17 protein-coding genes are annotated in these 22,024 nt (G+C 71.4%); 10 read left to right on the forward strand and 7 right to left on the reverse strand.

The genetic code is table 11. The features are described 5' to 3' along the window. The first annotated feature begins 269 nt into the window (after positions 1–269). The 6 genes from hisC to OHA99_RS19000 all read left to right on the forward strand — a co-directional run bounded on the left by hisC (position 270) and on the right by OHA99_RS19000 (position 10,708). Positions 270–1,349: a histidinol-phosphate transaminase gene (gene hisC / locus OHA99_RS18975; RefSeq protein WP_153178949.1), complete on the forward strand. Its 1,080-nt coding sequence runs from the start codon at positions 270–272 to the stop codon at positions 1,347–1,349. Between the two features lie 289 nt (positions 1,350–1,638). Then, positions 1,639–3,144, forward strand: a complete 1,506-nt coding sequence (locus OHA99_RS18980) for a cytochrome ubiquinol oxidase subunit I (protein ID WP_153178950.1) — start codon at positions 1,639–1,641, stop codon at positions 3,142–3,144. A 20-nt stretch (positions 3,145–3,164) separates the two neighbouring features. Then, positions 3,165–4,169: a cytochrome d ubiquinol oxidase subunit II gene (gene cydB / locus OHA99_RS18985; protein WP_153178951.1), complete on the forward strand. Its 1,005-nt coding sequence runs from the start codon at positions 3,165–3,167 to the stop codon at positions 4,167–4,169. Positions 4,170–4,248: 79 nt separating this feature from the next. After that, a complete protein-coding gene (gene cydD, locus OHA99_RS18990) occupies positions 4,249–7,767 on the forward strand; it encodes a thiol reductant ABC exporter subunit CydD (protein ID WP_405696863.1) in 3,519 nt (1,172 codons plus the stop codon). A gap of 78 nt (positions 7,768–7,845) precedes the next feature. Beyond that, positions 7,846–9,534: a GAF domain-containing sensor histidine kinase gene (locus tag OHA99_RS18995; protein ID WP_405696865.1), complete on the forward strand. Its 1,689-nt coding sequence runs from the start codon at positions 7,846–7,848 to the stop codon at positions 9,532–9,534. A gap of 121 nt (positions 9,535–9,655) precedes the next feature. Next, complete coding sequence (locus OHA99_RS19000; RefSeq protein ID WP_405696867.1) at positions 9,656–10,708, forward strand: peptidoglycan DD-metalloendopeptidase family protein; 1,053 nt, start codon at positions 9,656–9,658, stop codon at positions 10,706–10,708. Between the two features lie 29 nt (positions 10,709–10,737). Here the strand turns inward: OHA99_RS19000 and OHA99_RS19005 are convergent, their stop codons facing one another. The 5 genes from OHA99_RS19005 to OHA99_RS19025 all read right to left on the reverse strand — a co-directional run bounded on the left by OHA99_RS19005 (position 10,738) and on the right by OHA99_RS19025 (position 15,579). Beyond that, the gene (locus OHA99_RS19005) at positions 10,738–11,625 is read right to left on the reverse strand and encodes an HAD family hydrolase (RefSeq protein ID WP_007388866.1); all 888 of its coding nucleotides are present in this window, start codon (positions 11,623–11,625) and stop codon (positions 10,738–10,740) included. Positions 11,626–11,703: 78 nt separating this feature from the next. Beyond that, on the reverse strand, positions 11,704–12,606 hold the full coding sequence (locus OHA99_RS19010) for an LLM class flavin-dependent oxidoreductase (RefSeq protein WP_381500464.1): 903 nt from the start codon (positions 12,604–12,606) through the stop codon (positions 11,704–11,706). 52 nt (positions 12,607–12,658) lie between these two features. After that, entirely contained in the window at positions 12,659–13,117 is a 459-nt protein-coding gene (locus tag OHA99_RS19015) for a hypothetical protein (protein WP_405696869.1), read from the reverse strand. 6 nt (positions 13,118–13,123) lie between these two features. Beyond that, positions 13,124–13,711: an RNA 2'-phosphotransferase gene (locus OHA99_RS19020; protein WP_405696871.1), complete on the reverse strand. Its 588-nt coding sequence runs from the start codon at positions 13,709–13,711 to the stop codon at positions 13,124–13,126. Between the two features lie 110 nt (positions 13,712–13,821). Next, entirely contained in the window at positions 13,822–15,579 is a 1,758-nt protein-coding gene (locus OHA99_RS19025) for an SDR family oxidoreductase (RefSeq protein ID WP_405696872.1), read from the reverse strand. 271 nt (positions 15,580–15,850) lie between these two features. On the opposite strand from OHA99_RS19025, the gene OHA99_RS19030 reads away from it, so the two are divergent. Genes OHA99_RS19030 through OHA99_RS19045 form a run of 4 tightly spaced genes read left to right on the forward strand, consistent with a single transcriptional unit; the run spans position 15,851 to position 19,353 of the window. Continuing rightward, on the forward strand, positions 15,851–16,813 hold the full coding sequence (locus OHA99_RS19030) for an ABC transporter ATP-binding protein (protein WP_007388890.1): 963 nt from the start codon (positions 15,851–15,853) through the stop codon (positions 16,811–16,813). Beyond that, entirely contained in the window at positions 16,803–17,714 is a 912-nt protein-coding gene (locus tag OHA99_RS19035; protein ID WP_153178959.1) for an ABC transporter permease, read from the forward strand. Before OHA99_RS19030 ends, OHA99_RS19035 begins: the two co-directional genes overlap by 11 nt. Next, positions 17,711–18,622 (forward strand): ABC transporter ATP-binding protein, encoded by a 912-nt coding sequence (locus tag OHA99_RS19040; protein WP_007388892.1) that lies wholly within the window; start codon positions 17,711–17,713, stop codon positions 18,620–18,622. The genes OHA99_RS19035 and OHA99_RS19040 overlap by 4 nt, the downstream gene beginning before the upstream one ends. An 11-nt stretch (positions 18,623–18,633) precedes the next feature. Continuing rightward, positions 18,634–19,353 carry an ABC transporter permease subunit gene (locus tag OHA99_RS19045; protein WP_007388893.1) on the forward strand — a complete coding sequence of 240 codons (720 nt, stop codon included), beginning with the start codon at positions 18,634–18,636 and terminating at the stop codon, positions 19,351–19,353. A 314-nt stretch (positions 19,354–19,667) separates the two neighbouring features. Here OHA99_RS19045 and OHA99_RS19050 read toward each other — a convergent pair whose 3' ends face one another. Both OHA99_RS19050 and serS read right to left on the reverse strand, forming a co-directional pair. After that, positions 19,668–20,510, reverse strand: a complete 843-nt coding sequence (locus OHA99_RS19050) for an HAD family hydrolase (protein ID WP_366472884.1) — start codon at positions 20,508–20,510, stop codon at positions 19,668–19,670. Next, complete coding sequence (serS, locus tag OHA99_RS19055) at positions 20,507–21,784, reverse strand: serine--tRNA ligase (RefSeq protein ID WP_153178961.1); 1,278 nt, start codon at positions 21,782–21,784, stop codon at positions 20,507–20,509. Before serS ends, OHA99_RS19050 begins: the two co-directional genes overlap by 4 nt. Positions 21,785–22,024 lie beyond the last annotated feature (240 nt).

Here is a 22,024-nt window from a genome sequence, read left to right on the forward strand (position 1 = left end):
GAGGGCCTGCCATGGGGTGGATGTTGCGAAGAGGTCTCAACTCACCTGCACGAGGGATGCGCGCCACGGCGCGAGCCACCGGCGCGTAGATATATGTGCGGCGCGCCCCCCGAATCGTGCGCCTTCGTGTGCTGATGCCCCTGATGCCGCTGTGACGGACGAGGTCCGGTCACCCGGGGATCGGCTCGGGTCCACCTATACGCAGCGGCGGTGAATCCTCATAAGGTGAGAAGTATTCGATGCCGGTGGTGGTCACGAGGAGGACTGCGGTGAGCGAGAAGAGCCCCAAGCTGCGCGCCGAACTGGAGGGCATTCCCACCTACAAGCCGGGCAAGCCCGCCGCGGCCGGCGGCCCGGTGGCCTACAAGCTGTCCTCCAACGAGAACCCCTATCCGCCCCTGCCGGGAGTGATGGAGACGGTGACGGCTGCCGCCGCCTCCTTCAACCGCTACCCGGACATGGCCTGCACGTCGCTGATGGCCGAGCTGTCGGACCGCTTCGGCGTGCCCCTTTCCCACCTGGCCACCGGCACCGGGTCGGTCGGTGTGGCCCAGCAGCTGATCCAGGCGACGTCGGGCCCCGGCGACGAGGTGATCTACGCCTGGCGCTCCTTCGAGGCGTACCCGATCGTCGCGCAGATCAGCGGGGCGACGTCCGTGCAGGTCCCGCTGACGCCGGGCGAGGTGCACGACCTCGACGCGATGGCGGACGCGATCACGGACCGGACCCGGCTGATCTTCGTCTGCAACCCCAACAACCCGACCGGCACGGTGGTGCGGCGGGCCGAGCTGGAGCGTTTCCTGGACCGGGTGCCGAGCGACGTGCTGGTGGTCCTGGACGAGGCCTACCGCGAGTTCATCCGCGACGCCGAGGTCCCGGACGGTGTCGAGTTCTACCGTGAGCGGCCCAACGTCTGCGTCCTGCGCACCTTCTCCAAGGCCTACGGTCTGGCGGGACTGCGGGTCGGGTTCGCGATCGCGCACGAGCCGGTGGCGGCGGCGCTGCGCAAGACGGCGGTGCCCTTCGGGGTCAGCCAGATCGCCCAGGAGGCGGCGATCGCCTCGCTGCGTGCGGAGGACGAGCTGATCGGCCGGGTCGGCTCGCTGGTGTGCGAGCGCACCCGCGTGGTCGACGCCCTGCGCGCGCAGGGCTGGACGGTGCCGGAGACCCAGGCGAACTTCGTCTGGCTGCGACTGGGGGAGCGCACGCTCGCCTTCGCCGAGGCCTGCGAGCAGGCCGGTGTGGTCATCCGGCCCTTCGCGGGGGAGGGCGTGCGCGTGACGGTCGGGGAGAGCGAGGCGAACGACATCTTCCTGAAGGTGTCGGAGGAGTTCCGCAAGGAGCTGTAGACCCCGCGAGGCGGGACACGAAGCCGCGGGACGGCCGGCGCCGCCCGCGGCTTCGGCATGCCACGGGGCGGTTCCTCCCCGTTCGAATCCAACGGTTCGCTGAAGATCCGGCGAAGGGGTTGACGTCACAGGGGACCCCCCTTCCGGTGTCGAAAAGCTGTAGGTCATAATTGCTTGTGAATGTGAACGCGTTCACAAGCGTGTCCCGATTGCGCCCGCGTTGGGTGTGACATACGCGCTCAAACTGCCGCTGACCACGGCGGTGTGGCGATGTGAGGAGAGTGACGACGTGGACCTGGCTCTGGCGCCGGAGACACTGGCGCGATGGCAGTTCGGCATCACGACCGTCTACCACTTCCTGTTCGTCCCGCTGACGATCTCGCTGGCCGCCCTCACGGCCGGACTGCAGACCGCCTGGGTCCGCACGGAGAAGGAGAAGTACCTCAGGGCGACCAAGTTCTGGGGCAAGCTCTTCCTGATCAACATCGCAATGGGTGTCGTCACCGGCATCGTGCAGGAGTTCCAGTTCGGTATGAACTGGTCCGACTACTCCCGCTTCGTCGGCGATGTCTTCGGTGCTCCGCTCGCCTTCGAGGCGCTGATCGCCTTCTTCTTCGAGTCCACCTTCATCGGCCTCTGGATCTTCGGCTGGGACAAGCTGCCCAAGAAGATCCACCTGGCCTGCATCTGGATGGTCTCGATCGGCACCCTGCTGTCGGCGTACTTCATCCTCGCGGCCAACTCCTGGATGCAGCACCCCGTCGGCTACCGGATCAACGAGGAGAAGGGCCGCGCCGAACTCACCGACTTCTGGCAGGTCCTCACCCAGAACACCGCCCTCAACCAGGTCTTCCACAGCTTCTCGGCGGCCTTCCTCACCGGTGGCGCCTTCATGGTCGGCATCGCCGCCTTCCACCTGATGCGCAAGAAGCACATCCCGGTGATGCGGACCTCGCTCCGGCTCGGCCTGGTGACCCTGGCGGTCGGCGGCCTGCTCACCGCGGTCAGCGGCGACACCCTCGGCAAGGTCATGTACGAGCAGCAGCCGATGAAGATGGCCGCCGCCGAGGCCCTGTGGGACGGCGAGCAGCCGGCGCCCTTCTCCGTCTTCGCCTACGGGGACGTCGACAAGGGGCACAACAAGGTCGCCTTGGAGATCCCCGGACTGCTGTCCTTCCTCGCCCACAGCGACTTCGAGTCCTACGTGCCCGGCATCAACGACACCAACAAGGCCCTCCAGGAGCAGTTCGGCCCCGGTGACTACAAGCCCATCGTCCCCGTCGCCTACTGGGGCTTCCGCTGGATGATCGGCTTCGGCATGGCGTCCTTCTCCCTCGGCCTGCTGGGCCTGTGGCTGACCCGGAAGAGGTTCCTGCTGCCACCGGCCCTGCGCACCGGGGAGGAGGAGGTCCCGCATCTGGTGCTGCTGAAGAAGCCTCTCGGGACGAAGCTCTCCCGGGTGTACTGGCTGCTGGCGCTGTGGACGATGGCGTTCCCGCTGATCGCCAACTCCTGGGGCTGGATCTTCACCGAGATGGGCCGCCAGCCCTGGGTGGTCTACGGCGTGATGCAGACCCGCGACGCGGTCTCCCCCGGTGTCTCCACCGCCGAGGTCGTCATCTCGATGTCCGTCTTCACCCTGCTGTACGCCGTCCTGGCCGTCATCGAGGTCAAGCTCCTGGCCAAGTACGTGAAGGCGGGGCCGCCCGAGCTGACCGAGGCCGACCTCAACCCGCCCACGAAGATCGGCGGCGATCTCCGTGACGCCGACAAGCCGATGGCCTTCTCGTACTAGGCCGAGGGAGCTGCACAGTCATGGAACTGCACGACGTCTGGTTCGTTCTGATCGCCGTCCTGTGGACCGGCTACTTCTTCCTGGAGGGCTTCGACTTCGGGATCGGTGTGCTGACCAAGCTGCTCGCCCGGAACCGGGCCGAGAAGCGGGTGCTGATCAACACCATCGGCCCCGTGTGGGACGGCAACGAGGTGTGGCTGCTCACGGCCGGCGGTGCCACCTTCGCCGCCTTCCCCGAGTGGTACGCCACGCTCTTCTCCGGGTTCTACCTCCCCCTGCTGGTCATCCTGGTCTGCCTGATCGTCCGGGGCGTCGCCTTCGAGTACCGGGTGAAGCGGCCCGAGGAGAAGTGGCAGCGCAACTGGGAGACGGCGATCTTCTGGACCTCGCTGATTCCCGCGTTCCTGTGGGGCGTGGCCTTCGGCAACATCGTCCACGGCGTGGAGATCGACCGGAACCTGGAGTACGTCGGCTCGGTCTGGGACCTGCTCAACCCGTACGCCCTCCTCGGCGGCCTGGTGACCCTGACGCTGTTCACCTTCCACGGGACGGTGTTCGCCGCGCTCAAGACCGTCGGTGAGATTCGTCTGCGGGCGCGGACCCTGGCCCTGCGGGTCGGTCTGGTCACGGCCGTGCTGGCCCTCGCCTTCCTGCTCTGGACGCAGGCCGACAGCGGGGACGCCAAGAGCCTGGTCGCCCTCCTGGTGGCCGTCGCCGCCCTGGTCGCCGCGCTGGTGGCGAACCAGGCGGGGCGTGAGGGCTGGTCGTTCGCCCTGTCCGGCGTCACCATCGTGGCCGCCGTGGCGATGCTCTTCCTGACGCTCTTCCCGAACGTCATGCCGTCGACGCTGAACGCGGACTGGAGCCTCACCGTCACCAACGCCTCGTCCAGTGCCTACACGCTGAAGATCATGACCTGGCTGGCCGTGATCGCCACGCCGGTCGTCCTGCTCTACCAGGGCTGGACGTACTGGGTGTTCCGCAAGCGCATCGGCACCCAGCACCTCGCCGACGCCGCGCACTGAGTCCAGCGGGGGTGCGTCTCCCTGCGTTTCACGTGAAACGCAGGGAGACGCACCCCACAGGGCAGGAAGGCCGTTTCACGTGAAACCCATTGATCCACGTCTGCTGGGGTACGCCCGCGCCACCCGGTTCTTCCTTGCGGCGGTCGTCGCCCTGGGCGCCCTCGGGGCCGGGCTGCTCGTCGCGCAGGCGATGCTCATCGCCGAGGTGGTGGTCGGCGCCTTCCAGCAGGGCACGACGGCCGCCGGACTCCGCACCCCGCTGCTGCTGTTGGTGGCCGTCGCCTGTGGTCGGGCACTGGTCGGCTGGCTGACCGAACTGGCCGCGCACCGGGCGAGCGCGGCGGTGAAGTCGGAGCTGCGGGGCCGGCTGCTGGAGCGGGCCACCGCGCTCGGTCCCGGCTGGCTGAGCGGCCAGCGCACCGGATCACTGGTCGCCCTCGCCACCCGGGGCGTCGACGCCCTCGACGACTACTTCTCGCGCTATCTGCCGCAACTGGGCCTCGCGGTGGTCGTGCCCGTGGCGGTACTGGCCCGCATCGTCACCGAAGACTGGGTCTCGGCCGCCATCATCGTCGGCACCCTGCCGCTCATCCCGGTCTTCATGATGCTGATCGGCTGGGCCACCCAGTCCCGGATGGACCGCCAGTGGCGGCTGCTGTCGCGGTTGTCCGGCCACTTCCTGGACGTGGTCGCGGGGCTGCCGACGCTGAAGGTCTTCGGCCGGGCCAAGGCACAGGCCGAGTCGATCAAGCGCATCACCGGGGAGTATCGCCAGGCGACCCTGCGGACCCTGCGGATCGCCTTCCTGTCGTCCTTCGCGCTGGAACTGCTCGCCACGCTGTCCGTGGCGCTCGTCGCCGTCACCATCGGCATGCGCCTCGTCCACGGCGACATGACCCTGTACGACGGTCTGGTCGTGCTGGTCCTGGCACCCGAGGCCTATCTGCCGTTGCGGCAGGTGGGGGCGCAGTACCACGCGGCGGCCGAGGGTCTCGCCGCCGCCGAGGACATCTTCTCGGTGCTGGAGCGTCCGGTACCGGATTCGGGGACCGACCGGGTTCCGGTGGACGGTGCCCTGGCCCTCGAGGACGTGACGGTCCGCTACCCCGGACGCGCCGCGGCGGCCGTCAGGGACGTGAACCTCACCGTCGAGCCCGGGGAGACGGTCGCGCTCGTCGGCCCCAGCGGCGCGGGCAAGTCGACGCTCCTCAACGTCCTCCTCGGCTTCGTGCCCCCGGCCGGCGGACGGGTCCGGGTCGGGGGAGCCGACCTCGCCTCCCTCGATCTCGCCGACTGGCACGCCCACGTCGCCTGGGTGCCGCAGCATCCGCACCTGTACGCCGGCACCATCGCGGAGAACGTACGGCTGGCCCGGCCCGACGCCGACGACACGGCCGTCCGGCGGGCGCTGGGCGACGCGGGTGCCCTGGAGTTCGTGGACGCGCTGCCCGAGGGCACGGCGACGGTCCTCGGGGAGGACGGAACCGGCCTGTCCGCCGGACAGCGTCAGCGCCTCGCGCTGGCCAGGGCGTTCCTCGCGGACCGGCCGGTGCTGCTGCTCGACGAGCCGACGGCGGCCCTGGACGGTGCCACCGAGTCCGAGGTCGTGGACGCCGTGCGCAGGCTGGCGCGGGGACGGACGGTCCTGCTGGTGGTGCACCGCCCGGCGCTGCTGGAGGTGGCCGACCGGGTGGTGCGGCTGGAGGCGCCGACCGTTGTCGCCGCGGCCGAGGACACCAGCGGGCTGCCGGCTGCGGCGGACGGGCGCTCGCGCGTCGTCGCCCAGGATTCCCTCGACGGGCCGGCAGCGGCGCCCACCGCGTCCGCAGGGTCCGCTCCGGAGGGGCGGGGAGGCGTGTTGTCCCGGGTCCGGGCCATGTCCGGCGCCCGGAGCGGGCGGCTCACCCTGGCCCTGCTGCTCAGCAGCCTGGCGCTCGGCAGCGCGGTCGGCCTGATGGCGACCTCCGGGTACCTCATCTCGCGGGCCTCGGAGCAGCCGCCGGTGCTGTATCTGATGGTGGCCGTGACGGCGACGCGCGCCTTCGGCATCGGGCGGGCCGTGTTCCGCTACGCGGAGCGGCTCGTGTCGCACGACGCCGTGCTGCGGATGCTGGCCGACACGCGGGTCGCCGTGTACCGGAGGCTGGAGCGGCTGGCCCCCGCGGGACTGCGGCGCAGCCGCCGGGGAGACCTGCTGTCCCGGCTCGTCGCCGACGTCGACGCCTTGCAGGACTACTGGCTGCGCTGGATGCTGCCCGCCGGCAGCGCTCTGTTCGTCTCCGCCGCGTCGGTGGGGTTCACGGCCTGGCTGCTGCCGGAGGCCGGGGCCGTACTGGCAGTCGGTCTGCTCGTGGCCGGTGCCGGCGTCCCGCTGGTCACCGCCGCCGTGGCACGGCGCGCCGAGCGCAGGCTCGCCCCCGCGAGGGGCGTCCTGGCCACCCGGGTGACGGATCTGCTCACCGGCACCGCCGAGCTGACCGTCGCCGGCGCCCTGCCCGGTCGTGCCGCCGAGGCGCGGCGGGCCGACGGCGCCCTCACCCGGATCGCCTCGCGTGCCGCCACCGCCACCGCGCTGGGCGACGGACTCACGGCGCTCGTCTCCGGTCTGACCGTCGCGGGCGCCGCGCTCGTCGGGGTCGAGGCGGTCGCCGACGGCCGACTCGCCGGCGTGGCCGTGGCCGTCGTCGTCCTCACGCCGCTGGCCGCCTTCGAGGCCGTGCTCGGGCTGCCGCTCGCGGTGCAGTACCGGCAGCGCGTGGTCCGGAGCGCGGAGCGCGTGTACGAGGTGCTCGACGCCCCGGAGCCGGTGCGGGAGCCGGCGGCGCCCCGGCAGGCGCCCGCCTCGCCGTTCCCGGTGGTTCTCGAGGGACTGTCCGCGCGCCACGCCGGGCAGGACAGGGACGCGCTGACGGGGCTGGACCTGACGCTGGAGAAGGGACGCCGCGTCGCTGTGGTCGGACCGTCCGGGTCCGGCAAGACGACGCTGGCCCAGGTGCTGCTGCGCTTCCTCGACTCGGACGCGGGCTCCTACACGCTGGCCGGCGTCGACGCCTACGCCCTGGCCGGCGACGACGTACGGCGGCTCGTCGGGCTGTGCGCCCAGGACGCCCACCTCTTCGACAGCTCGGTCCGCGAGAACCTGCTCCTGGCCAGGAAGGACGCCACCGAGGGCGAGCTGCGCGACGCGCTGGCGCGGGCCCGGCTGCTGGAGTGGGCCGACGGCCTGCCCGACGGCCTGGACACGCTGGTCGGTGAGCACGGGGCCCGGCTGTCCGGTGGCCAGCGTCAGCGGCTGGCCCTGGCCCGGGCGCTGCTCGCCGACTTCCCCGTCCTGGTGCTCGACGAGCCCGCCGAGCACCTCGACCTGCCGACCGCCGACGCGCTCACCGCCGACCTGCTGGCCGCCACCGAGGGCCGTACGACCCTGTTGATCACGCATCGGCTGGCGGGGCTGGGGGCCGTGGACGAGGTGATCGTCCTGGACCGGGGCCGGGTCGCACAGCGGGGCACGTACGCCGAGCTGGTGGCCGTGCCGGGACCGCTGCGGGAGATGGCCGGGCGGGAAGCGTCGGCGGAGCTGCTGGTCACAGCGCGCTGAGCGGTCGTCCCGGTCACGGCCGCAAAGAATCCTGCAATCCGACTTTCCTGGGCAAAGGGGTCTCATTAGGCTCGGAACATGGCCCCAGCACCGCCTCCTGGCTCCCCGCCGTCCCCTGCGGAGGCCTCGGCGTCGGCCGAACTCCTGGCCCGGGTGCCGAAACTGCTGGACGCGATGCGGTCCGTCGGCAGCGGACTGGAGCTGCACGCCACGCTGCACCGGATCTGCGAGACGGCCGCCGATCTGGCTCACGCCCGGTACGCGGCCATCGGCGTCGTCGACGAGGACGGGGACGGCCTCGCCGACTTCGTGCACCACGGCCTCGACGAGGCGACCGCCCGGCGCATCGGTCACCTCCCCGACGGCCGCAAGGGCCTGCTCGGCGCGCTCATCAGCGACCCCGGGCCGGTCCGGCTGACCGACCTGACCCGGGACCCGCGCTCGTGCGGAGTTCCCGAGCACCACCCGCCGATGCGCAGCTTCCTGGGCGTCCCCGTCCGGGTGCACGGCGAGATCTTCGGCAACCTCTACCTGACCGACAAGCACGCGGGCGTGCCCTTCAACGACTACGACCTCGCCATGGTCCGGGTCCTGGCCACGGAGGCCGGTATCGCCATCGGCAACGCGCGACTGCACGAGGCCGCTCAGCAGCGGGAGCGCTGGATCGACGGATCGGTCGCCGTCACCACCGCCCTGCTGGCGGGCGGCGACACCGACGACGCCCTCCAGATCGTCGCCGAGCAGGCCCGCCGTCTCTCCGGGGCGGCCGCGGGCATCGTGCTGCTGCCGGCCGACGGGGGCGGACTGGAGATCGTGGCCGTCGACGCCCCGCACCCCTCGAACGCCCTCGGCGAGATCCTCCCGCCGGAGAACGGCATCGTGGCGGAACTGCTCGCCGGACGGCCCGTGTTCGTGGACGACGCCGCCACCGACCCCCGCCTGGGCACCGGACCGGCGCGCTCCTACGGGCCGGTGATGCTGGTGCCGCTGTGCCGGGACGGGAAGGTCCTCGGGAGTCTCGCCATGCCCCGCGCCCGTGGGGAGCGCCCGTTCACCCGGACGGAGCGGGCGCTCGGCGACCGGTTCGCCTCGCAGGCGGCGCTGGCGCTCACGATGGCCGAGGCCCAGCGCGACCGGGAACGGCTCGCCGTGTACGAGGACCGCGACCGGATCGCCCGGGACCTGCACGACCTCGTCATCCAGCGGCTGTTCGCGACGGGGATGATGCTGGAGAGCGCCCAGCGCAGGTCGGCCGTCCCGGAAGTGCGGGAAGGGGTCGGCGGGGCCGTCGACGAGCTCGACGTCACCATCCAGGAGATCCGCTCGGCGATCTTCGCGCTCCAGCAGCCGGCCGAGGAGCCCGCGGGGCTGCGCACCCGAGTGCTGCGCGAGATCACCATGGCCGCCGTACCGCTGGGCTTCACGCCCACCCACCGCTTCGTCGGCCCGGTCGACACCGCCGTCGGCGACCTGACCGGCAAGAACCTCATCGCCGCGCTGCGCGAAACCCTGTCCAACGCCTTCCGGCACGCTCACGCGGGCCGGATCGAGGTGGCCGTGGACGCCACGGCGGTCCTGCGGGACGGCCGGCCGGGCGTCCGCCTGACCGTCGCGGACGACGGGGTCGGCATTCCGGAGGGCGGCCGACGCAGCGGCCTGCACAACCTGGAGCGCCGTGCCGAGAGCGTGGGCGGCACCAGCCGGCTCGGGCCGGGCATCGGCGCGGACGGCGCCGGTACGACGGTGCTGTGGGAAGCACCGTACTGAGCGGGGCCGGGGTCGTCCGGCCCGTGTGCAGCAGCCGCACTGAGCCGTGTGCAGCAACGCGTCCCCCACTCGTACGACCTGAACGAGACTCCGGGCCCCGTGCCGGTCCAGGATCGCTGACATGCGCTCATCCCGCCGACGCCCGCTGCTCGTTCCGGTGCTGCTGTGCGCACTCGCGGTACTCGCGGCCCGCCCCACCGACGGCATGGACGGGGACGGCGGATCCGGTGCCGCCCTTGCCCCCCAGGTGGCGCGCCTGTACGAGGACGCGGCGACGGCCACCCGCCAGTACGAGGACGGGCGACTGGAGGCCGAGGCGCAACGGGCCAAGGCCCTGGAGTACGAGCGGCTGCTCGACGTTCAGCGGCAGAAGACCGACGCCATGCGCGAGGACCTGGGCCGTATCGCCCGGGCCCAGTACCGCGGCGGTGGCGGGCTCCCGCTCACCGCGCGGATGCTGCTCGCCGACGACCCGGACGAGCTGATGCGCGGCCGGCGTGTGGTCTCCCGAGCCAATCAGGCCGTCGACCGGGTCATCGGCGAGAACCTGCGGGCCGAGGCCCGGCTCGCCGCCGACGAGACCAAGGCACAGGCGGCCTGGCGGGCGCTGGAGAAGCGCAACGCGGACCTGGCGCGACTGAAGAAGAAGATCGAGGGCAAGCTGGAGGCGGCGCGGTCACGGCTGGAGGGCCGGGCGGACTCCTCCGTCGCGGCCGGCTCGTGCCCCGGCGCGGTCCGTCTCGACCAGCCGGACCGGCCCGCCGGCGCGTCCTGGGTGGCCCCCGTCGAGACCTACGAGCTGTCCGCGTCCTTCGGCAGCGGCGGGTCGCGCTGGGCGAACCGGCACACGGGCCAGGACTTCGCGGTGCCGATCGGGACATCGGTGCGCTCGGCCGGTGCGGGCCGGGTCCTGAAGGTGTCCTGCGGCGGGGCCTTCGGCATCCAGGTCGTCGTCCAGCACGCGGGCGGCTACTACACGCAGTACGCCCATCTCGCCGCCGTCGCCGTCGACCAGGGCGACCGGGTCGAGGCCGGGCAGTGGATCGCTCAGTCCGGCACCACCGGCAACTCCACCGGTCCCCACCTGCACTTCGAGGTGCGGGTCACCCCGGAGACGGGCTCGGCGCTGGACCCGGTGCCGTGGCTCTCACGGCGCGGGGTGCCGCTGCTGTGACGGCACCCGACGTGCGGTGGGGCGGCACGTCAGGGCAGGTCCGCCAGCATTCGCTCGATCACGACCGCCACCCCGTCGTCGTTGTTGGCGACCGTCCGCCCCGAGGCGGCGGCGACCACGTCCGGGTGCGCGTTGCCCATCGCGTACGACCGGCCCGCCCAGGTGAGCATCTCGACGTCGTTCGGCATGTCGCCGAAGGCCACGACCTCCTCGTGCGAGATGCCGCGCTCGGCGCAGCACAGGGCGAGCGTGCTGGCCTTGGAGACGTCGGGGCCGCTGATCTCCAGCAGGGCGCTGGGGCTGGACCGGGTGACGTTGGCGCGGTCGCCGATGGCGAGACGGGCCAGCGTGAGGAAGCCGTCGGGGTCCAGCTCCGGGTGGAAGGCGAGGATCTTGAGGACGGGTTCCGCGGCGGCGCGTCCGCCCGGCGCCAGGATCTCCTCGGCGGGCAGGAGGTCGTCGGGGTCCTCCATGTGCAGCTTCGGATAGGCCGGCTCCTGGTGGAAGCCGTACGTCTGCTCGACCGCGTACACCGTGCCGGGCGCTGCCTCCCGCAGCAGTCGTACGGCGTCCAGCGCGTTCTCCTGCGGCAGCTCGCGGACCTTCACGAACCTGTGCCTGCCGGGGCCGCCGTGGAGGTCGACCACGGCGGCGCCGTTCCCGCAGATGGCCAGGCCGTGACCGTGGACGTGGGCACTGACGACGTCCATCCAGCGGGCGGGGCGGCCGGTGACGAAGAAGACCTCGATGCCCGCCTTCTCCGCGGCGGCCAGCGCGGCGACCGTGCGCGGGGAGACCGACTTGTCGTCCCGCAGCAGGGTGCCGTCGAGGTCGGTGGCGATGAGCCGCGGACGAGTGGCGGCGGCCGGGGGCTCGGGCTTTCGGGTCGCTGAGGTCACCCGGTCATTGTCACGCATATGCGTGCACGCCCGTGCGCGGGTCCGCACATATGTGAGCTACGGCTCTCGTGCGCGGCCGTCCGTTCCTCGCTGTCATCACTTCAGCTGCGCCGGTGCCTCCATCGCGATCCGCTCGAAGACCTTCTCGTCCGCGGCGAAGTCCGATGCGGCGATCGGCCAGTGCACGACGAGCTCGGTGAAGCCCAGTTCCCGGTGCCGTCCGGCGAAGTCCACGAACGCGTCCACGGACTCCAGCGGCCGGTTGCGTTCCGGCGTGAAGCCGGTGAGCAGGACCCGGTCCAGCTCTCCCACCTCACGGCCGATCGCGGCACAGGCGTCGGCGAGCCGGTCGGCCTGCCGCCGCAGGGCCCGGCCCGACTGCTCGGGGGTGCCGTTCTCGAACAGCTTCGGGTCGCCGGTGGTCACCCACGCCTGCCCGTGCCGTGCGGCGAGCGCCAGCCCCCGGGGACCGGTCGCGGCCACCGCGAAGGGCAGCCGGGGCCGCTGCACACACCCCGGGATGTTGCGCGCCTCGTGTGCCGAGTAGAAGTCGCCCTCGTACGACACGGCGTCCTCGGTCAGCAGCCGGTCGAGCAACGGCAGGAACTCGCCGAACCGGTCGGCCCGCTCACGCGGTGTCCACGGCTCCTGGCCCAGCGCCGTGGCGTCGAAGCCGGTGCCGCCCGCTCCTATGCCGAGGGTGACCCGGCCGCCGGAGATGTCGTCGAGGGAGATCAGTTCCTTGGCGAGCGTCACCGGGTGCCGGAAGTTCGGCGAGGTGACCAGGGTGCCCAGGCGCATCCGCTCCGTGACGGCCGCGGCGGCGGTGAGGGTCGGGACGGCGCCGAACCACGGTCCGTCCCGGAAGCTGCGCCAGGAGAGGTGGTCATAGGTGTAGGCGGTGTGGAAGCCGAGCTGTTCGGCCCGCGTCCAGGTCGAACGGCCGCCCTCGTGCCAGCGGCGGTACGGAAGGATCACGGTGCTCAGGCGCAGGCTCATGCGTCCGAGCCTATGCGGCCACTCGCTGTTTCACGTGAAACAGCCTCCGGCGTCACCGTACGCGGCTGCTCAGCCACGGACTGAGGAAAATCATCGGCACATACTCCCGGTGGGTGCGGTCGCCGGGCAGAGGGACGATCAGGTGGTAGCCGGGCGGGAAGCGGCGCCCCTTGACGAAGGCGCGGTCGCCGAACACCGAGCGCAGGAACGCGGGCACATCGTCGCGCGGGATGTCGGGGCACTCCACGTTCTCGACGGTGATCAGGGCGTCGTCCTCGGGGAAGAGCCGGACGCTCACCCGGGGAACGCCGCCGAACTCGACGAACGCCTCGTGCGGAAGGGAACCGTCGGCGTCGGTGGTCACCCCCACGCCTGCGGCGCTGCGGCGGGAGGTCTGGTCGGCCCCGATGTCGTCGCCGACCTCGATCTCCTGCGCGAACTCCTCCGCGATGGCACGCAGCGCGGTGACGGCGGACTGGGTGGTGGGGAGGTGCTCCATGCCTTCGATCATGCGGGGTCAGTGCGGGGCGGGAAAGCGCAGATAGCGGGACGGGACGGATTTCGTCAGCCAGACCCCGTTGGCGCTGACGTGGAAGACATGTCCGTCGCGGTGCATGGCGGCCGCGTCCACCGAGAGCACGACGGGCCGGCCGCGGCGGGCTCCGACCCGGGTCGCGGTCGCGCGATCGGGAGAGAGGTGCGCGTCGTGCCGGTTCATCGGCCGCAGCCCCTCGGTGCGGATGGCATCCAGGGACCGGGCCACCGTCCCGTGGTAGAGGTACGGCGGCGGGGTCGCCGGCGGCAGGCCGAGATCCACGTGGACGCTGTGGCCCTGGCTGGCGCGGATGCGGGTGCCCTCGACGGCGAAGCGCCGCTTGTCGTTGGTGGCGACCACGTGGTCGAGCTCCGCGTGGGTGAAGCGGAAGCCGTGTGCGGCCGCCGCGGCGATCAGCGTGTCGATCTCGACCCAGCCGCCCTCGTCGAGCGTGAGCCCGATCCTCTCCGGCTGGTGGCGCAGGTGCTTCGACAGATACTTGGACACCTTCACCGTGCGTCGGTCGTCGGATGTGCTCTCGTGTCTGTCGTCCTTGTGTTCCTCTTGCATGGCTTCAGCGTGCCTGGTGAGACACGCGTCACGCGATCGCTTTTGCCGCCGAGGTTTGATCCACAGTCAAGTCGAGTTATCCACAGGCTTGTTGGGGCTCCCTGTGGAAACTACAAGGGCGGCTTCACCCGCGCGAGGCGCCTCAACACCCGTGGGGCGAAGCGGGACATGAGGTGAGCACCCCGCGCTTCCGGCGTCACCGGGACCACGGCCCTGTTGTGCACGACGGCCTCGAGCACGGCGTCGGCCACCTTCTCCGGCGGGTAGTTGCGCATCTCGTACAGCCGGGAAGTGCGCTGCTGCCGGCGCTTCTCCTCCGTCGCGTCGACACCCGCGAAGTGCGCCGTGGCTGTGATGCTGGTGTTGACGAGGCCGGGGCAGATCGCCGTGACGCCGATCCCCCGGCCGGCCAGCTCGGCCCGCAGGCACTCGCTCAGCATCAGCACGGCCGCTTTGGAGGTGGCGTAGGCGGGCAGCGCCCTGGAGGGCTGGAAGGCCGCCGCCGACGCGGTGTTGACGATGTGCCCGCCCTGTCCGCGCTCGGTCATCTGCCGGCCGAACAGACGGCAGCCGTGGATGACGCCCCACAGGTTGACGTCCAGGACCTTCTGCCAGTCCTGGGGCGTGGTGTCGAAGAAGGAGCCCGACAGACCGATCCCGGCGTTGTTCACGAGCACGTCCACCACGCCGTACTCGGCGGCGACCCTGGCCGCCAGCTTCTCCATGGCCTGCGCGTCGGAGACGTCCACGGTCTCCGCCCAGGCGGCCGGCGCACCGATCAGCCGGCACAGCTCCGCGGTCCGGGCGGCGGCCTCGGCGTTCCGGTCGACGGCCACCACGCGCGCACCGGCCTCGGCGAACGCGAACGCCGTCGCCCGCCCGATGCCGTTGCCCGCACCGGTGACCAGGACCAGCTGGCCGCCGAAGCGGTCGGCGTACTTCCCCTTCGCCGCGGCCCCGGAGCGGCCGTCCTCGGTGGCGGTGACGAAGTCCGTGATCCAGTCCGCCAGCCGGTCCGGCCGGGTGCGCGGCACCCAGTGCTTCGCGGGCAGTGTGCGCCGGGTGAGCCGCGGCGCCCACAGCTCGAGGCCGTCGTAGAGCCGCTCCGACAGGAACGCGTCACCGAGGGGCGTGATGAGCTGCACGGGCGCGTGCGCGTAGGCGTCCGCACGCGGCCTGCGCAGCCGGGGCCGGACGTTGTCCCGGTAAAGCCACGCCCCGTGTGCGGCGTCCGACGGCAGGGACGCGGTCGGGTAGTCGCCGCCGGGTACCTTCTCGACGCGCTCCAGGATGCCCGGCCAGCGCTTGCCGAGAGGCCCGCGCCAGGCCAGCTCGGGCAGCACCGGCGTGTGCAGCAGGTAGACGTACCAGGACTTGGCGCCCTGGCCGAGGAGCTGTCCGACCCGGCGCGGGGTGGGCCGCCTGAGGCGCTTGTTGATCCAGTGCCCGAAGTGGTCCAGGGAAGGACCGGACATCGAGGTGAAGGAGGCGATGCGGCCCTCGGTGCGCTTGACCGTGACGAACTCCCAGGACTGCACCGAGCCCCAGTCGTGGCCCACCAGGTGCACCGGACGGTCCGGACTGACCGCGTCGGCCACGGCCAGGAAGTCGTCCGTCAGCTTCTCCAGCGTGAACCCGCCCCGCAGCGGGCTCGGCGCGGTGGACCGGCCGTGGCCCCGAACGTCGTACAGGACCACGTGGAAGCGGCCGGCCAGGCGGCCGGCGACCTCGGACCAGACCTCCTTGCTGTCCGGGTAGCCGTGCACCAGGACGACCGTGGGCCGCCGCGGATCGCCCAGCTCCGCCACGCACAGCTCGACCCCGCCCGTGTGAACCCAGCGCTCCCGCGCACCGTCCAGCACCGTCATTCCTCCTCCGCCCAGCGCCACTCGTGCGGCAGCCCGTGCTCCGGCCTGAAGGCGCTTCCCCCGCTACTCGTCCGTAACGACGCCGAATCTCCCAGTTGTTAGACCCAACGTCAATAGGGGGCGCAGGGCGGCGTGGGCGAGTCGGAGAGCCGCACCGTGGCTCTCAGGTACGGCATCCCCTACGGGCCCGTACTACTCGAGTCTGACGCGAAGACGGCTCTTCGGTCTGACGACCGCGGTGGCGCCCGTCACTACTGTCGTGGATGTGACTGTGATCGCGACCGAAAGCCTGAGCAAGCGGTTCCCCCGGGTGACCGCGCTCGACCGGCTCTCCGTGGACGTCGGACCCGGTGTGACCGGACTCGTCGGTGCCAACGGCGCCGGCAAATCCACTCTGATCAAGATCCTGCTGGGTCTGTCTCCCGCCAGCGAGGGCCGGGCCGAAGTGCTCGGACTCGATGTCGCCACCAAGGGCGCCGACATCCGCGAGCGGGTCGGCTACATGCCGGAACACGACTGCCTGCCACCCGACGTCTCGGCCACCGAGTTCGTCGTCCACATGGCACGCATGTCCGGCCTGCCGCCCACCGCCGCCCGCGAGCGCACGGCCGACACCCTGCGCCACGTCGGCCTGTACGAGGAGCGCTACCGCCCCATCGGCGGCTACTCGACGGGCATGAAGCAGCGCGTGAAGCTCGCGCAGGCCCTCGTGCACGACCCCCAGCTGGTCTTCCTCGACGAGCCGACCAACGGCCTCGACCCGGTCGGCCGCGACGAGATGCTCGGCCTCATCCGCCGCATCCACACGGACTTCGGCATCTCCGTCCTGGTCACCTCCCACCTGCTGGGCGAGCTGGAACGCACCTGCGACCACGTCGTCGTCGTGGACGGCGGCAAGCTGCTGCGCTCCAGCTCCACCACGGACTTCACCCAGACCACCACGACCCTCGCGATCGAGGTCACCGACACCGACGAGCACCCCGACGGCACCAGAGCGGTACGCGACGCGCTCGACGCACGCGGGGTGACCGTCCAGGACGGCAGCGGCCTGCCCGGAGCCGGACACGTCCTGCTGCTCACCGCGGCGGGCGAGGAGACCTACGACCTCGTCCGGGACGTCATAGCCGACCTCGGCCTCGGCCTGGTCCGCATGGAGCAGCGCCGGCACCACATCTCGGAGGTCTTCACCGACAGCGACGCAGCACGGAAGGAGGCGGTCGGCCATGGCAGCTGAACAGCCCACAGCCACGGTGGCCCCGGGTGACCAGACCCGCATCCACAACATCGGCTACCGCAGTTACGACGGCCCCCGCCTCGGCCGCGCCTACGCCCGCCGTTCGCTGTACTCGCAGTCCCTGCGCGGTGCCTACGGCCTCGGCCGCTCGGCCAAGTCCAAGGTGCTGCCCATGCTGCTCTTCGTGGTGATGTGCCTCCCGGCGGGCATCATGGTCGCCGTCGCCGTCGCCACCAAGGCCAACGACCTGCCGGTGGACTACACGCGCTACGCGATCGTCCTCCAGGCCGTCATCAGTCTCTACGTCGCGGCCCAGGCCCCGCAGTCCGTCTCACGCGACCTGCGCTTCAAGACCGTCCCCCTGTACTTCTCCCGGCCGATCGAGACCTCCGACTACGTGCGCGCCAAGTACGCGTCGCTGGCCTCCGCCCTCTTCATCCTCACCGCCGCACCGTTGCTGGTGCTCTACGTGGGCGCACTGCTCGCCAAACTCGACTTCGCGGACCAGACCAAGGGGTTCGCCCAGGGACTGGTCTCCGTGGCACTGCTGTCGCTGCTCTTCGCCGGTCTCGGCCTGGTCGTGGCCTCGGTCACCCCGCGCCGCGGTTTCGGCATCGCGGCCGTCATCGCCGTCCTGACCATCACCTACGGCGCGGTCTCCACGCTCCAGGCCATCGCGGACGTCCAGGGCAGCTCCGGGGCCGTCGCCTGGATAGGCCTGTTCTCGCCGATCACCCTGATCGACGGAGTCTCATCGGCCTTCCTGGGTGCTACCTCGGCCTTCCCCGGCGGGGTCGGCCCGAGCAACGGTGAGGGCGCCGTCTACGCACTCGTCACCCTCGGCCTGATCGCCGGCGCCTACGGGCTGCTGATGCGCCGCTACAAGAAGGTGGGACTGTGACCACGCTGAACATCGACCACGTCTCCCGCTGGTTCGGCAACGTGGTCGCCGTCAACGACGTCACCATGACGATCGGCCCCGGCGTCACCGGCCTCCTCGGCCCCAACGGCGCGGGAAAGTCCACCCTCATCAACATGATGGGCGGCTTCCTCGCCCCCTCCACCGGCAGCGTCACCCTCGACGGCCAGCCGGTCTGGCGCAACGAGGACATCTACAAGCACATCGGCATCGTCCCCGAGCGGGAGGCGATGTACGACTTCCTCACCGGCCGCGAGTTCGTCCTCGCCAACGCCGAGCTGCACGGCCTGGGAGCCAAGGCGGCCGACGAGGCGCTGGCCACCGTGGAGATGGCCTACGCCCAGGACCGGAAGATCGCCACCTACTCCAAGGGCATGCGCCAGCGCGTGAAGATGGCCTCCGCCCTGGTCCACCAGCCGTCGCTGCTCCTGCTCGACGAGCCGTTCAACGGCATGGACCCGCGCCAGCGCATGCAGCTGATGGACCTGCTGCGGCGCATGGGCGACGAGGGCCGCACCGTGCTGTTCTCCTCACACATCCTCGAAGAGGTCGAACAGCTCGCCTGGCACATCGAGGTCATCGTCGCCGGACGCCATGCGGCCAGCGGCGACTTCCGCAAGATCCGCCGCCTGATGACCGACCGGCCGCACCGCTACCTGGTGCGTTCCAGCGACGACCGGGCCCTCGCGGCCGCGCTGATCGCCGACCCGTCGACGTCCGGCATCGAGGTCGACCTCGCCGAGGGCGCCCTGCGCATCCAGGCCGTCGACTTCGGACGGTTCACGGCCCTGCTGCCGAAGGTCGCCCGCGACCACGGCATCCGGCTCCTCACGGTCTCGCCGTCCGACGAGTCCCTCGAGTCCGTCTTCTCGTATCTCGTCGCGGCGTAGGAGGCCGAAGAATGTACGACCCCACAGTCGCCCGGCTCACCTACCGGGCCCTGCTCGGCCGCCGCCGGGCCCTCATCCTGGGCGCGCTCCCGCTGCTGCTGCTCGTCATCGCCGTCGCGGTGCGCGCGCTCGCCGGAGCCGACGACCAGACCGCGGCGGACGTGCTGGGCGGCTTCGCCCTCGCCACCATGGTGCCGATCATCGGCGTCATCGCCGGCACCGGTGCCATCGGCCCCGAGATCGACGACGGCTCGGTGGTGTATCTGCTGTCCAAGCCCATCAAGCGGCCGACGATCATCTTCACCAAGCTGATCGTCGCGATAGCCGTGACAATGGTCTTCTCCGCCGTGCCCACCCTCCTCGCCGGTCTGATCCTCAACGGCAACGGCCAGCAGGTCGCCGTCGCCTACACGATCGCCGCGCTGGTCGCCTCCATCGCCTACGCCGCCCTCTTCCTGCTGCTGGGCACGGTCTCCCGGCACGCGGTGGTCTTCGGGCTCGTCTACGCCCTGGTCTGGGAGGCCCTGTTCGGCTCCCTGGTGCCCGGGGCCCGCACGCTGAGCGTCCAGCAGTGGTCGTTGGCGGTGGCCCAGAAGGTCGCCGACGGGAACCTGGTGACGTCCGACGTCGGTCTGCCCACCGCGACGGTGCTGCTCGCCGCGGTGACCGTGCTCGCCACCTGGTACGCCGGCCAGAAGCTGCGGTCGCTGACCCTCGCCGGGGAGGAGTGACCGGGCCGCTCGGCCGCGGGTGAGGAGTCGGTACGGGCCTCGGTGACGGGCGCCGGGGCCCGCCGGCCGTCGGTAACGCGACGTACGTCCGCATTTAATCGGTGGCGCCCGGCTTTCCGCGGCGGCATCGTGGGGGATGCACGAGGCCGGACGGTGTCGGCGCAACGGGAGGCCGCTTCGAGCACGCGGAATGCCCCGCGTGGGCCGACCGACGGGGACGCCGACACCGTCCGGACCGTGTGGCGGAGCACCGTACGTCAGGGCCTCGACCTACGCCGAGGCCCCCGCCGCCCTCAGGTCCCGGCCCCCCGGCGTCAGACCGACAGACGCTCGAGTACCACCGCGATGCCGTCCTCGTCGTTGGAGGAGGTCACCTCGTCGGCCACTGCCTTCAGCTCCTCGTGGGCGTTGGCCATCGCCACGCCCCGGGCCGCCCAGCCGAACATCGGGACGTCGTTGGGCATGTCGCCGAACGCGATGGTGTCCGCCGCCTTCAGACCGAGTCGGCGTGCCGCGAGCGAGAGGCCGGTGGCCTTGGACAGGCCGAGAGGGAGCAGTTCGACGACGCCCGCGCCGGCCATGGTCACCGTGACGAAGCCGCCGGCCGCGTTCCGGGCCACCTCGGCCAGCTCGTCGTCCGACAGGGTCGGATGCTGGATGTAGATCTTGTTCAGCGGCGCCGACCACAGGTCCGAGGCGTCGGTGAACGGCAGCGCGGGAAGGTCGCCCCCGACCTCGTACCCCGGGCCGACCAGGACGTCGCCGTCCAGGCCGTCCCGGCTCGCCGCCAGGTACAGCGGGCCGGTCTCCGCCTCGATCTTGGCCAGCGCCACCCCGGCCAGCTGCCGGTCCAGGGTCACGGAGGTCAGCAGCCGGTGCTCGCCGGCGTGGTAGACCTGTGCGCCCTGGCCGCAGACGGCCAGCCCGTCGTAGCCGAGGTCGTCCAGGATGTGCCGGGTCCACGGCACCGCCCGCCCGGTGACCACGATGTGGGCCGTGCCCGCCGCGGTGGCCGCGGCGAGCGCGTCACGGGTGCGCTGAGAGATCGTGTCGTCGCCGCGCAGCAGCGTGCCGTCGAGGTCGGTCGCGATCAGCCGGTACGGGAAACCCCCGGCGGGTCCGGTGCCGGGGACCGTGGCGGTGCCGGTGTCAGTCACTTGGCCACCGGCTCCAGTACCTCCCGGCCGCCCAGGTACGGGCGGAGCACCTCGGGCACGCGGACCGAGCCGTCGGCCTGCTGGTGGTTCTCCAGGATCGCCACGATGGTGCGCGGAACGGCGCACAGCGTGCCGTTGAGCGTGGCCAGCGGGCGCACCTTCTTGCCCTCGCGGACGCGGATCGACAGCCGGCGGGACTGGAACTCGGTGCAGTCCGAGGTCGAGGTCAGCTCGCGGTACTTGCCCTGGGTCGGGATCCACGCCTCGCAGTCGTACTTGCGGGCGGCAGAGGAGCCCAGGTCGGCCGAGGCCACGTCGATCACCCGGAACGGCAGTTCCAGCGACGTCAGCCACTGCTTCTCCCACTCCAGCAGGCGCTGGTGCTCGGCCTGCGTGTCCTCGGGGAGGACGTAGGAGAACATCTCGACCTTGTCGAACTGGTGCACACGGAAGATGCCCCGGGTGTCCTTGCCGTGCGAACCCGCCTCCCGGCGGAAGCAGGGCGAGAAGCCGGCGTAGCGCAGCGGCAGGCGCTCGGCGTCCAGGATCTCGTCCATGTGGTACGCGGCGAGCGGCACCTCGGACGTGCCGACCAGGTACAGGTCGTCCTTGTCGAGGTGGTAGACGTCCTGCGCGGCCTGGCCCAGGAAGCCGGTGCCGGCCATCGACTGCGGACGCACCAGCGCCGGGGTCAGCATCGGCGTGAACCCGGCCGCCGTGGCCTGCGCGATCGCGGCGTTGACCAGGGCGAGCTCCAGGAGGGCGCCCACGCCGGTCAGGAAGTAGAAGCGCGAGCCGGAGACCTTGGCGCCGCGCTCCACGTCGATGGCGCCGAGCAGCTGGCCCAGCTCCAGGTGGTCCTTGGGCTCGAAGCCCTCGGCGGTGAAGTCGCGGTGCGTGCCGTGCGTCTCGAGCGTGACGAAGTCCTCCTCGCCGCCGACGGGAACGTCGGGGTGGACGAGGTTGCCGAGCCGCTGGAGCAGCTCCTGGGTCTCGGCGTCGGCCGCGTCGCGTTCGGCGTCGGCGGCCTTGACGTCCGTCTTGAGCTGCTCGGCCCGCTTGAGCAGCTCGGCCTTCTCGTCTCCGGCGGCCTTGCCGATCAGCTTGCCGAGGCCCTTCTGCTCGGCGCGCAGCTCGTCGAAGCGGACGCCGGACGACCTGCGCCGTTCGTCGGCGGACAGGAGGGAGTCGACGAGCGCGACGTCCTCTCCACGGGCGCGCTGCGAGGCGCGCACACGGTCGGGGTCCTCACGGAGCAGGCGAAGGTCAATCACGCGGTCAAGGCTACCGGTGCGCGGTGTCGGGTCTCGACCCACTATTGCCGGACGCGGGACGCGGACCCCGTTCGACCGGTCAACGAAGCGAGGTGGTGTCCCCGTAACGAGGCGCCGCACGGGCGGTAGGTTGACCGGATTCCCTTGGGGAGAACGGGACTTGGGCCGAGATTGTCCACAGGGGTCCACAGTCGGGAAAAGTTATCCACAGGGTGTGCGAAAGATCTGTGGATTCACGGA

Source organism: Streptomyces coelicoflavus (assembly GCF_045041415.1).
In the GTDB taxonomy this organism is placed as follows: Bacteria; Actinomycetota; Actinomycetes; order Streptomycetales; family Streptomycetaceae; genus Streptomyces; species Streptomyces coelicoflavus.